Origin of the sequence: Tenacibaculum amylolyticum (assembly GCF_964511145.1) — a bacterium.
GTDB lineage: Bacteria > Bacteroidota > Bacteroidia > Flavobacteriales > Flavobacteriaceae > Polaribacter > Polaribacter amylolyticum.
Genome location: NZ_CAZEFZ010000029.1, coordinates 16,178 through 29,660 on the forward strand (window position 1 = coordinate 16,178; position 13,483 = coordinate 29,660).

11 protein-coding genes are annotated in these 13,483 nt (G+C 30.4%); 3 read left to right on the forward strand and 8 right to left on the reverse strand.

Translation table 11 applies throughout. The features are described from left to right. Positions 1-12: 12 nt before the first annotated feature. The 8 genes from ACKTTC_RS10680 to surE form a co-directional block, all read right to left on the reverse strand. Positions 13-492, reverse strand: a complete 480-nt coding sequence (locus ACKTTC_RS10680) for a hypothetical protein (protein ID WP_408039813.1) — start codon at positions 490-492, stop codon at positions 13-15. Positions 493-756: 264 nt separating this feature from the next. Then, entirely contained in the window at positions 757-5,070 is a 4,314-nt protein-coding gene (locus ACKTTC_RS10685) for a M4 family metallopeptidase (RefSeq protein ID WP_408039814.1), read from the reverse strand. 539 nt (positions 5,071-5,609) lie between these two features. Beyond that, the gene (locus ACKTTC_RS10690) at positions 5,610-6,782 is read right to left on the reverse strand and encodes a T9SS type A sorting domain-containing protein (protein ID WP_408039815.1); all 1,173 of its coding nucleotides are present in this window, start codon (positions 6,780-6,782) and stop codon (positions 5,610-5,612) included. Positions 6,783-6,872: 90 nt separating this feature from the next. Continuing rightward, on the reverse strand, positions 6,873-7,241 hold the full coding sequence (locus tag ACKTTC_RS10695) for a C40 family peptidase (RefSeq protein WP_408039816.1): 369 nt from the start codon (positions 7,239-7,241) through the stop codon (positions 6,873-6,875). 100 nt (positions 7,242-7,341) lie between these two features. Next, positions 7,342-7,863: a C40 family peptidase gene (locus ACKTTC_RS10700; protein WP_408039817.1), complete on the reverse strand. Its 522-nt coding sequence runs from the start codon at positions 7,861-7,863 to the stop codon at positions 7,342-7,344. A gap of 7 nt (positions 7,864-7,870) precedes the next feature. Next, entirely contained in the window at positions 7,871-8,983 is a 1,113-nt protein-coding gene (gene lpxB / locus ACKTTC_RS10705) for a lipid-A-disaccharide synthase (protein ID WP_408039818.1), read from the reverse strand. A gap of 3 nt (positions 8,984-8,986) precedes the next feature. Then, the gene (locus ACKTTC_RS10710; RefSeq protein ID WP_408039819.1) at positions 8,987-9,274 is read right to left on the reverse strand and encodes a hypothetical protein; all 288 of its coding nucleotides are present in this window, start codon (positions 9,272-9,274) and stop codon (positions 8,987-8,989) included. Beyond that, positions 9,262-10,032 carry a 5'/3'-nucleotidase SurE gene (gene surE / locus ACKTTC_RS10715; RefSeq protein ID WP_408039820.1) on the reverse strand — a complete coding sequence of 257 codons (771 nt, stop codon included), beginning with the start codon at positions 10,030-10,032 and terminating at the stop codon, positions 9,262-9,264. The genes ACKTTC_RS10710 and surE overlap by 13 nt, the downstream gene beginning before the upstream one ends. Before the next feature lie 120 nt (positions 10,033-10,152). Between surE and ACKTTC_RS10720 the strand changes: the two genes are divergently transcribed. The 3 genes from ACKTTC_RS10720 to ACKTTC_RS10730 all read left to right on the forward strand — a co-directional run bounded on the left by ACKTTC_RS10720 (position 10,153) and on the right by ACKTTC_RS10730 (position 13,461). Continuing rightward, positions 10,153-10,674, forward strand: a complete 522-nt coding sequence (locus ACKTTC_RS10720; protein WP_408039821.1) for a hypothetical protein — start codon at positions 10,153-10,155, stop codon at positions 10,672-10,674. A gap of 74 nt (positions 10,675-10,748) precedes the next feature. Next, positions 10,749-12,869 carry a carboxy terminal-processing peptidase gene (locus ACKTTC_RS10725; protein ID WP_408039822.1) on the forward strand — a complete coding sequence of 707 codons (2,121 nt, stop codon included), beginning with the start codon at positions 10,749-10,751 and terminating at the stop codon, positions 12,867-12,869. A 55-nt stretch (positions 12,870-12,924) separates the two neighbouring features. Next, complete coding sequence (locus tag ACKTTC_RS10730) at positions 12,925-13,461, forward strand: AraC family ligand binding domain-containing protein (protein WP_408039823.1); 537 nt, start codon at positions 12,925-12,927, stop codon at positions 13,459-13,461. Positions 13,462-13,483: the final 22 nt, after the last annotated feature.

Genomic DNA, 13,483 nt, shown 5'->3' on the forward strand with positions numbered 1-13,483 from the left:
ACAAATTTGTGGTTATCTTGTTTGTTCTTCAGGTGTGCTAACTGTTGTGTTAGTAGTACTTGTTTTTTTACCAAAAAACTGTGCTAAATCATTTTGCTTGGCTTCATAGCCTGTGGCAGCTGTACCGTTTTTATACTTGGTATAATTATAATCGGTAAGTGTGTCTTGGTAATTATCCCAATCGTGTAAAATCTTGGCATTTTTTAACCCAGTATTTAAATTATTTAAACGCTGAAATAGCATTTCAATAAAAGTACGCGAGTTAAAATCTCTTGTAAACTCATCCCAATCTATATCGGGGCTACTTAACAATGGTTGGTTTTCTCGGTATTCTTTTACCTTATTAATTACCAATTTGTTTTGCTCGTTTATACTACCAAATTGCCTACGCTCATCGGGCGATAAATTGGCTAATTTACTGGTTAATGAAGTTTCTAGGGGTGATAAGGCATTTGAAATAGCAGTTTGCTCGTCACTAGTAAAGTAGCGCACTTCAAAATTGTTGAATGGTATTTCTTTTTCATTTTAAATTAATCCTGTTTTAAATATACACTTTTACCCAACATAAAACATACGTTTACAGATAATTAACTTTTGGTTATAGCTTTAACTTATTGTGTATTTAAAACGCTGTGAGCTCAAAGAACCACTTCTATATTTATTTGCATAAAATTTGGGGCAGTGTTAAAAAAGAAACCCCAAGCTTTTAAAGCTAGGGGTTACTACCTAATAAGTATAATATATATTACATTAAAACTACTTTTTAATAAACTTCTTAGTTACAATTTTTCCTCCGTTATTAATTTCAAGCACATAAACACCTTGCTTTAAAGTATTGATATATAACTCTTTAGTTAATACTCCGTTTAAAAGTATTTGCCCCAAAGTGTTTAGCATTTTATATGTAGCAACTTTAGTACCTAAAGATTTTACAAATAATGTATTTCCTTCAACTGGGTTAGGGTAAAGTGTAAAACTTGTGTTAGTTTCAGTTTCATTAGTTATTACATCAGTAGTTATACCATTAATGTACTTTTCATCATCAATAATTCTAATTGTGTAATCTTCAACTTCACCAACAGTAAATTTTCCGCAAGGGTTTGGTGCTTTAAGATCTTGATTTAAAGATACACGCATTCTTGTTACTCCTAACTTAGCTGTTTCTGGTATTTGTATATTTTGAGTTTTATTTCCAGTTGTAAAAGAAAATCTACTCATTACTTTTTCATTAGCTTCAAAAACTCCATTTCTATTAAAATCAATCCAAACTGCTATGTTCATTGGGTAATAACCGCTTGAACCACCTATACCAACAGTTAATTCATTATTAAACGAATGCTTATTTAAGGTTGCTTTTTTAGCTGTAAAGTTTCCGTAACCATTATTAAATTTTGTTTTGTTTTTAATTTCTTTTAAACCTACATAATTAATCCATAAACTTCTTGATGAGTTTGATTTTGAAATACAATAGTCTAATGTTTTAACTTTAATAGGCTTACTCTTTTCTGAAACATTACCTGCATGGTCTACTGCTTTAACAGAAAAACCGTAATTTCCATTTGCTATTAAATTTTCAACTTTAAATGAAGTTGTAGTTGTTGTTCCTATTTTCTTCTTCCATCTATACACATCATAAGCAACAACTTCTTTATTATCAGTTGAGGCATCCCAATTTAATACTACTGAATTATGTGTAATATTAGAAGCTACTAAATTAGTTGGTATACTTGGAGCTTCTGTATCTGGAACTGAATTTATAACCACTAAATCGTCAAGAGCTATATCTCCAAAAATACCACCAGATACACCTACAATTCTTAATTTAATTACTTTGTTTATATACGCCTTTAAATCTAGAGAAACAGTATTCCATTGGTTTCCTTGATCGCCAGATTTACTCCAAATATCTATCCATTTATCACCATCGTTTACTTGAACTTTTAATGTTCCAATACCAAGCCCATACATATGGTTTCTAAATGTAAACCAAGGGTTATTTACTCCATTAAGGTTTATACAAGAACTTTCTAAAATAGCTTTTGTTCCTTTTTTTACAAAATCTCCTTTATAATAGGTAGTCATCATATACATAAAATAGTAACCTTCTGCTGCTTTTTTAGGTCCTGTATCTCCTGCTCTTATATCTATTTCATGTGTTTTTCCTGCCCCTTTTGACCAATTACCATCGTCTCCTAATGCTTGATGCCAAATTAAACTTGATTCAAAACCATCTTCATAAGGAACTACACTAATATTAACTACTTGCGAGCAATTAATTGCATCAGGATTTAATGTTGTTACATCAAGTTTTTTACTTAATACCGATTCGTTTCCTGAACCATCTATAGCTTTTACTGTAAAACTATACTTTGTGTCTGGTATTAATTCTTCTATTAAGAAGTATTTCTTACTAGTATTTTTGATCTCTACACCATCTTGATATACAACATAAGAAACTACACCAATATTATCAACTGCAGTATCCCAATTTAAGATGAAAGAATTATCGGTTAAATTAGTAGCTATTAAATTTGTTGGAGCTTCAGGTGCTTCTGTATCTTCTCCATCAAGTATAACTACAGTATAATCTTCAACTTCTCCGTAAGAAATTTCATCTAGGCAAGGTTTAGGTTCTCCAAAAGCTTTTCTTCTTAATAATACTCTCATTCTTGTTGCTCCAACAGTAGCATTTGCTGGCACCGTAAAATTTCCTGAAATTTCTACTCCTGTAAAAACACCACCTAATACAACTTGCTTTCCTCCATTTTCATTAAAGCCATTGTTTAGCAATATTTGTTCTCCTTCATCATCAAAGTCATTATTGTGGTTATAATCTATCCAAACACCTAATACCTCTTCGTTAACATCTTCTGTCCAAAATGGAGTAACTGCAATTGTATTAGTTTCTCCTCTTTGTAATTTGGTTGATAAGGTTGTATAATCTGAATAACCATTAAAATAATAATACCCATCACTATCTGATTCATTATCAATAGTTCCTAACTGAACTCTACCAATAAATTCTAAATTAGCTCCCAAAGCTACAGGAACACAATATTCAGGTTTAATTCCTGTAGTTTTTATAGTAATACTAGTTATAGCTCCTTCACCACCTAATAAACAATTCGCTTTTACAGTTCCTGTATATTCTGTACCTGGCTCTAAACCTCCTAAAGTTATTGAAGTATCTTTTACAACACTTTCTACACCATTAAATTTAACTGTATAAGTAGTTGCATTTGAAACAGCATTCCATTTTAAAGTTACTATATTATCTTTAATAACAGTTGCTATTAAATTTTTAGGAGCTGGTAAAAAACATAGATCACCTACACCAACTGCGTACCAAGCATTGATAACTGCTTGTACTTCTTTACTATCATCTCCATATAAATCTGCAGCAGCGGCAATAGCTCCATCTTTAGCATCGTTAAAATTAGATGTTGGAGATAAATAAACACTTTCTAAACGGTAAGTTATTTTTGCAGCTTTGCTCATACCAATACCTTTTACTGTATAATTATTACCAATATCGTTAACACCATCGCCTCCAGTAACTAATAAATAAAACCAGTAATTTAAAACACCTGAATTTGTGTGTACTCCACAATAATCATTAAATATAGCTGGTGAAGGACAATTAGGCTTTATCCAATTTTTACCTCCGTACGTATCTGGTTGACCTTCTGCATTAGGATTACTCATAGAACGTAACCCATTAGACCCTGATCTTCTATCAATTTCATCACCAATTAACCAAACAGTTTCATCTGGTGTTGTATTATTTCCATTTCCTTTAGCAAAATGTTCTACAGCTGCTCCCCAAATATCAGAAAAACCTTCGTTTAAAGCTCCTGATTCTCTTTGGTATAATAAATCAGCTGTATTTGAACAAACTGCATGCCCTATTTCATGAGCTGCAATATCAATACTTGTTAAAGCATCAAAATCTCCATTACCTTCTTGTCCGTTTGAAGAACCATCTCCATAAGACATTACTGTTCCATCCCAAAACGCATTATCATAATTAATACCTACATGCACATAACTTCTAATAGGAGTTCCTTCTCCATCAAAACTATCTCTATTATGCTTATTTTTAAAATAATCATAGGTCATCATTGCACCCCAATGTGCATCTAAAGCTGCATTATCTTTATTAGCTTTATGTTCAGCTGTTGTCCAATTATTATCATTGTCTACAAACTCAGTATAATCATTAACATATTTTCCTATGCCTTTTTTATTAGCATTTCTTGTATACACCTTACGTGATTCATCATTTAATGTATATATATTACCATCTTTTCTGGTATCAATGTTTTTTGCTCCACTATAACGTGTTTGTGCTGTTCCTGAAATAAATAGAGTTTCTAAAACTTTTCTCTTATTAACTTTAGAATCTTTTTCAAACTTTGCTAAATGTCCAAACTTTCTTGCATGCTTTATTATTGGGTTATATAGTAATTTTTCTCCTGTAGTAGCATCAATATACAAATATCCTCTACTTAAAGGTTTTACTGCATAAATATCAAATTTATAAGCTAATTTAGGAACCTTAGATTGTATAACTTCACTAGGTAAAATTACCAATTCGCCTACAGGCTTTTTGTAGTTACCCATAACTTTAGCCGCTTTTGGGGTTTCCCACAAATATTTTTCTGCACCTATACTTTGTAATGCTTTATTAAAGGCTTGTTGATTATTTAACTTAGGTTGGATATTCACCTCGTTTACATCATACAATTTACCATTCATTGATGTTAATAAACCTTTCTTTGCATGTGCTTTATAGGTTGCAAATTCTACGTTTAACCCTTTAAATCTTTGTTGGTATTTTTCATGTGTAAAACCTAGATCATCTGTTTCTGTTTTTACTCTTTGTAACTGTTCATTTTTTGTTAGTTTTAGTTTTTCTCTAATAAGTTTAGAGGCATTGTACATGGGTTCTTTTGAGCTCTTTAGAACCTTAATGTGTTTTGTTTTTCTTTCTTGCGCTTGAACAGATATAAGTCCTGCTACCAAAAAAGAAGCAAAAAACACTTTTTTTAAATGATTGTGTGTTTTCATTTAGGGGGTATTTAGGGGTTACTGATTAATTTTTTATCGAGAGAAAATAAAGGAGGAGATTTTACTAACTTCTTTGATAAGGTTATTTTTAATAACAAAAACAAGCTACTTTATCTACATCTTCGCAAACAAAATGACATCAGTTAATAAATAATATATAAAGCTTTGAGTTTTTGAGTAAGATCCCTTTTTTTAGTAGATAAAAAAAGTTTTACAAATCTCCTTTTAATTATGTGCCTACATTAATTATAATAACAATACTTCAACTTTATTAAAAAGGTTTTGTAGAAAAAAAGGTGATAACTCAACACGAAAGTTACTTATAATTTTCATTTGGGTAGGGGGGATTAATTTGGAGGCAAAAGAAAGTATTAATATTTTTTCTCTAAAAAAAATTCAGTTAATCAGGTTGTGTTTTCAGTAAAACACTAAAAAAATTCAGCAAACACTTTTATCTCTAAAACTAACATAAAATAAAAAAGCTCAATAATCTTAATAGATTATTGAGCTTTTTTATTAGTATAAGTAATGGTATAAATTTATTTCTTCATAAACTTATGTACACTGTTTTTAATTCGCACAAAATATATTCCGTTTGTTAATCCAGAAATATCTATGTTTTTATTAGTTGTTGTTTTTGCAACTAATGTTCCTAATTGAGAATATACACTAACTTCTGTTTCTTCATTTAAACCAGAAAAGTTAATATAATCTGAAGTAGGGTTCGGATAAATTCTAAATACATCTTTTTCAAAACCTTCAACACTTAATACTTGTGGTGTTACATCGTATTCATAAATCTTATCTTTTGCAGAAACAAATAAGGTTTCATCCTTAACAGCAATAGACCCTACAATTGGTTCGTCAAAACTCACCAATAATTTAGGCGCTACAGCAGCGTCTTTTAAGTTAATTTGAAAAACATTACCTCTATTACCTTCATATAAGTATAAATAATCATCGTTAGCGTCTACAAGAATTTCTCTTATAGAAACTCTTCTACTTATACTCCCTACAGCAGTATAATCATAAGGTAAATCTGTCAATTCTACTACCAACTCTTGTGTATTATAAATAGGTCTTTGATCGTTATCTAAATCTACTTTATAAACTTTCCCATTATTATAATCGAAATTACTTGTAACATAATACATTACTTTTCTTTTCTTGAACAATACCCCGCTTATTTGTCCAAATTGAGCTAAGTTAGGTTCTAATTCAGTTCGAACTGGGTTATTATGTATATCATCTAATTCATAAAAACCTTCAAAATTACCTCTATCGCTAAACGCATAACTAATAAATAATTTTCTTGGTCGAGTAATCAATCCTTGAACTCCTCTTTGTCCATATTCTCGAAGGCTCGCATTTCTTTCAGCAAAAGTTGGTAATGCAATATTATACTGCTCCACTGCACCAAAAGCAACAACATATAAAAAATCTTTTTCTACTTGAAGTAATCTAACTGAACCTGCTGCAATCTCAACTACTCTTTCAATGTCTTTATCTGCAGCTGTAGAATTCAAATTAATTTTATTAATAAAAGTTTGTCCACCTTCTTCTGCTGCAAAATATACATACTCTCCATCTATATAAAAAACTGTTAATTCGTCTAGATTAGCATTTGTATAAAACTCTTCTAATTGATTGTTTTGTGCTTGTATATTATATACAGATAACAATAATGTGAAAATGAGTAATAATTTCTTCATACTTTAATTTTAATATTGTGTGATCATTAGTGGCAATAAAACAGCTCACCTAACAAATACCCTACCTTTTATTTTTAAAGTTTAAAGAATCTAGTTTAGTACTCTTTTTGCCTTTACAAAAGCTTTATCCCAATAAGGTTCTTTTAAAGAATTACTTATCACTCCTTTAGAAGTAGTGGAATGTATAAATTCTATGTTATCTTTAGTTACATTTATAACTAAACCAACATGATTAATTCCTCCTTTTAATCTGGCTATATTAAAAAATAGTAAATCACCTTTTTGAATGTTTGATAAAGAAATCTCTTCTCCTTTAGCACTCATAGCACTTGACGATCTAGGCAATTGTATACCTATTTCTTTAAAACAAGTAGTAACCAACCCTGAACAATCCATTCCTTTTTTTGTAGTTCCGCCTGCTATATATGGAACTCCATTATAGGAAGAAGCTATATTCATGAGCTTTGTGATTTTAGTAGCAGACAATATCCTTTCTTTTTTGTTAAAGCATCTGTAAATAAAAAACAGTGTACTTATAATTACAAAAAGGAGGATTTTTCTACTCATCTAATACTCTTTTTGCTGTGATGAAGGCTCTTTTCCAATAAGGCTCGTTTAAAGAGGTTACAATAACTCCTCTAGAACTCGTAGAATGTATAAATTTTATATCTCCTCTTTTTGCTGAAGTTACCAAACCTACATGGTTTACTCTTCCTTTCTTTTTTGCCGTAGTAAAAAACAATAAATCTCCTCTTCTTACGGCACGTAAAGGAATTCTATATCCTTTCGTATACATTTCTCTAGAGGTTCTAGGCAATGCTACATTTCTTTTTTTAAATGAAGTATGAATCAACCCTGAACAATCCATTCCATTTTTATTGGTTCCTCCATATCTATACGGAACACCTTTATAGGTTACAGCTGTCCATACAATTTTATCTGATAAAGAAGGTTTATTCTTAGACTTTTTAATCTCTTTCTTAACAGGTTTACTTCTTCTACTTGTAGTTGTATTTCTAGTACTACCACAAGACATTAATAAAAAAGAAACAGAAAATATAAAGAGTATTTTTTTTATCATATATGTATTACTTTTTTACACCTTGTACAATTAATTTAGCAGCTTTGCTAGAAGCTCCTTTCCCTCCTAGTTTATTTTCTAACTCAAAATAATCTAAAAATTGCTGCTCACGTTTTGGGCCTTCCACTATTTCTTGCAATTCTTGTTCCAATCTTTTTGGAGTAAAATCATTTTGAATTAACTCTGTTACTACTTCCTTATCCATAATAAGATTTACTAAAGAAATATATTTTAAAGTGATTATTCGCTTCGCTATTTGATACGATAACCAACTTCCTTTATAGCAAACTACTTGCGGTACTTTAAACAATGCTGTTTCTAAAGTAGCTGTTCCTGAAGTAACCAAAGCTGCTTTTGCAATACTTAATAAATCGTACGTTTTATTTTTTATGAATTTTACGTTTTTTCCTTCTAAGAATGTTGCATAAAATTCATCAGTTTGACTAGGAGCTCCAGCTACTACAAATTGATATTTGGGGAATTTATCTACCATTTCAAGCATGGTAGTTAATATTTTTGTAATTTCTTGTTTTCTACTACCTGGTAATAATGCTATAATTTCTTTCTCTCCTAATTCATTCGCATTTCTAAACTCTTCTTCGTCTACTTGTTTTCTACCAGCTATACCATCAATTAACGGATGTCCAACAAACTCAACTTCATAATCATACTTTTGATAAAATGCTTTTTCAAACGGTAGAATCACAAACATTTTATCAATATCTCGCTTAATTGCCTGTACTCTACTCGCTCTACTTGCCCAAACTTGTGGAGAGATATAATAATTTGTTTTATATCCTCTTTCTTTTGCCCATTTAGCAATTGGTAAATTAAAACCTGAATTATCGATAAAAATAATTACATCGGGTTTAAACTCTGTAATATCTTTTTTGCAGAAACCTATAAATCCAAAAATCTTGCGAAGGTTTAGAATTACCTCTACAAAGCCCATAAAAGCACGTTCTTTATAATGGCTAACTAAAGTTCCTCCTGTAGCTTGCATTAAATCGCCTCCCCAAAAACGGATGTCTGCTTCGGAATCTTCTTTTAAGATTTCCTTCATCAAATTAGCTCCATGTAAATCTCCAGAAGCTTCACCCGCTATGATATAATATTTCATTAATTAAAAGAATTTAAGGATAAATGTAATTACTGCAGTTATAATAGTTGCTATTAAAACTCCTCTTGCTCTATGTTCTTGGTTCTTTTTTAGAAAAATGAAAAACACAAATAAATTAGGCAATGCTGCCAATGCAATAACAGGTCCCATTACATCATTTTTATGAATCATTTCAATGGTTTCATAAAAACCAAAACGAGATACATATTGTAAATAAATAAACAACCCACTTACTGTTGCAAATAATGAAACTAGTATACCAATTAGAACTTCTTTTCTTATAAATCCCATGAATGTAATTTTTGAATTGCGTGATGTGCAGTCATATCAAATTGAACAGGAACTACAGAAATAAATCCATTTTCTAAAGCCCAAATATCTGTATCTTGTCCTTTGTCATTATTAACAAATTCTCCAGATAACCAATAATATTCTCTTCCCATTGGACTTTTACGTTTCTCGAAATCTTCTTTCCAGTATCCGTTTGCCTGTCTACAAATTTTAATTCCCTTAATAGCATTTTTCTTAAGCTTTGGAATGTTTACATTTAAAACAACTCCGTCTGGTAAACCGTTTAATAATACGTTTAATGCTATTTTTTTCACAAAATCTCTTGAAGATCTAAAATCTGCATGCCAACTAAAATCTAATAGTGAAAATCCAATAGCAGGGATTCCTTCAATTCCTGCTTCAACTGCGGCACTCATTGTACCTGAATAAATTACATTAATAGAAGAATTTGCTCCGTGATTAATTCCTGAAACACATAAATCAGGTTTCCTATTTAGAATTTTGTTTTTTGCCATTTTTACACAATCGGCTGGAGTACCAGAACAACTGTATTCTATTTGTGGACCTTCGTCTATAGAAGTTGGATTGCAATGCAAAACATTATTCACTGTTATTGCATGTCCCATTCCACTTTGAGGACTATCTGGTGCAACTACAATTACTTCACCTATTTCATTCATAATTTCAATAAGCATCCTAAGTCCTGGGGCAGTTATACCATCATCATTTGTTACTAAAATTAAAGGTTTTTCTTGCATAATTTTTTATTTTCTAATCAACAAATATACATTAAAAATCCCCTGCCTTTTTTAACATTTTGTAAAGATAATTCTGCCGAATTAATCAGTAAACTTGTAGTAAACTAATCAATTAGAGTTATGGTAAGAGTAATAACAGTAGCAGCACTACTTTTTATGTCCTTCTTTTATGTTGCGATAGGTGCTCAAAACGCAAATGGATCTGCCTGTACTTCTCCAGAATATCAACAGTTTGATTTTTGGGTTGGTGATTGGAATGTTTACGACGTAAACAATAAGTTAATCGGTACTAATACTATTCTAGCAATGCCTAATGCTTGTGCTATTCAAGAAAACTGGACATCGCAAAACAATGCTTCATTAGGAACGAGTTATAGTTATTATGATAATACCGATAAAAAATGGCATCAATTATGGATTGATAATAAAGGATATGTGCTAGCAACAAAAGGTAAATTTGAAGGTAATAAAATGATTTTAAGTAGCGATTTAGTTACATCATCTAAAGGAGATTATTACAACCGAATTACTTGGATACATAATGCCGATGGCACAGTTACCCAAATATGGGATTTTGTAAGTCCAAAAAACAAAATATTAAGAGAAGCCTTTAGAGGAATTTACAAAAAGAAAAAGAGCTAGTAAAATTGGCATTATTTTAGTAGCTTAGCAATAAACATGTACTAATTTTATTCATTTTAAAAGATAGAAGATTTATGAAGATGAAATTAATAATCCCAATACTAACATTTTTTTTCATCAGTAGCTCAATTCAAGCAGCTGATGTACCTACAAAAAAAGACCCAGAAAAAGATCAATTAATTTTATATGTACTTAAAAACATTTTAACCAGAGGTCATTATGTTCAAAAAGACTTAAATGATACATTCTCTGAACACGTATACAATGAGTTTATAAATAGTTTAGATCCAAGTAAACGTTACTTCACTCAAGAAGATTTAAAAGAGTTTTCTAAATATAAATATCAAATAGACAATCAATTAAAAGATGCTAATTTAGATTTTTACAAATTAGTATATGGCCGTTTTTTAGAAAAAATTAAAAAGGCTAAGCAAACATATGCTGCTTTATTAGAGCAACCTTTTAATTATAATAAAAAAGAAGAAATTGATATTGATTATGAAAAGGTTCCTTTTGCTCAAAACGAGAATGAATTGCTAAACCACTGGCGTAAGCAATTAAAACTACAGATTTTAAGTAGAGTTCAAGATGCTGAGCAGCAACAAGAAGAAAAGTACAAGAAGGATAAAAAAACAGTAAAAAAATCTTTCAAAGAGCTTGAAAAGGAAGCACGTGCAGAAGTTTTGAAAAATATGGAGGATCTATATATCCGAATTGAAGAATTACAAAACTCTGACTGGTATTCTACTTTTTTAAATAGTGTTGTAAGTGGATTCGATCCACATACAACTTACATGTCTCCTCGTACAAAATCTAGATTTGACCAAGACATGTCTGGAAAATTAGAAGGAATTGGTGCACGTCTTCAAAAAGAAGGAATTTATACTAAGATTGTAGAGTTAATTTCTGGAGGTCCTGCATGGAAACAAGGAGACTTAGAGCCTGGTGATATTATTTTAGGAGTTGCACAAGGTGATGGTGAACCTTTAGATATTGTAGGAATGCGTTTAGATGATGCAATTACATTTATCAAAGGAAAAAAAGGTACAGAAGTACGTTTAACAGTAAAGAAAAAAATAGACGGTTCTACCAAAGTAATTCCAATTGTTAGAGATATTGTTGAGTTAGAGGAAACTTTTGTAAAGTCTAGTATTGTAGAAAAAGATGGAAAAAAGTACGGCGTTATCAATCTTCCAAAATTCTATATAGATTTTAAAGACACTAAGAAGCGTAATGCTGCTAGTGATATGAAACAAGAAATTGAAAGATTAAAGAAAGAAGGTGTAGAAGGTTTAATTGTAGACTTACGTAATAACGGTGGTGGTTCTTTAAAAACTGTAATTGATATAGGAGGTTTATTTATTGATGAAGGACCTATTGTACAAGTAAAATATAGAGGAGAACCAGCTATTATTAAAAATGACACAGATTCTAAAATTCACTGGTCTGGTCCTTTAGTAGTAATGGTAAATGAAATGTCGGCTTCAGCTTCTGAAATTTTTGCTGCAGCTATGCAAGATTACGGACGTGCTGTAGTTATTGGAGGAAAACAAACTTACGGAAAAGGTACAGTACAAAACGTATTACCTTTAAACTACTATGTAAGTAAATATCCAGATGATTTAGGAGCTTTAAAAATGACAATCCAAAAGTTTTATAGAATTAATGGAGGTTCTACGCAAATAGAAGGAGTATATTCTGATATTGCAATGCCAGATCGTTATAGTTATATGGAATTTGGAGAGCGTGATTTAGATGGCGCTTTACCTTGGGATAGCGTTAAAAAAGCGAACTATAACAAAGTAAATTCTTATACTAATTTTAATCAAGTAATTAGTAATAGTAAGCAACGAATTAATGTGAATCCTAAGTTTGTTTCTATAAATGAGTATGCTAAATGGTTAAAGAAAAATCAAGATGATAATACTTACTCATTAAACTATAAAGATTACAAAAAAGCCTCTAAAGTTCGTCAGGATGAAGCTAAAAAGTTTAAAGACATCTTTAAATTTGACTCTAAATTATCTTTTGAATCACCTACATATGAAAAGCCTTTATTCAAAAATGATACTGTTTTAAAAGATAAACGAGAAGCTTGGCATAAGAATCTGAAAAAAGACATTTACTTAAATGAAGCTTTAAATGTTCTTAGCGAATTAAAAATGAATAAAAACTACGAGTTAGTTAAGAAATAAAGAAAAGCGACCTTAGGGTCGCTTTTTTATGCATTAATTTTATTTAAGTCTTTCTATGAAACAACACATAGAAAATATTGTATTTTCTAGATTTGTAAACCAACCTATTCCTTTTGAGTTTATTTCTCTAGAAGAACTTTATAAAAGATGCAATATGAGTGGTTATGATTTGTCTATTCCACATCGAATAGCTTTTCATGCTTTACTTGTTATATTAGAAGGAGAAAGCACACATTTTATAGATTTTAAAGAAATACCATTAAAAACAGGTACCATAATTCCATTATCAAAAGATCAAGTACATGCGTTTCATAAAACACCTACAGTAAAAGGTTATGTAATTTCTTTTGAAGAAGGTTTTATTACAAAAAATATTAGTGAAAAAAACTTATTTCATTTTCTACATATTTTTAACACGCAAACTATTCTTATTCCTAAAAAACATCTTTCTAATTTACTTCCATTTTTATCTTTACTAAAAAGCACACACGATACAACTATTACTGCAATCAAGTCAGAAATTATTAATAGTACACTTATGTCGTTATTTGTTAAGTTTCACAACATTGTGACTCATAAAAAACTGACTTAACACCTGTAATTAGAAACTTTTG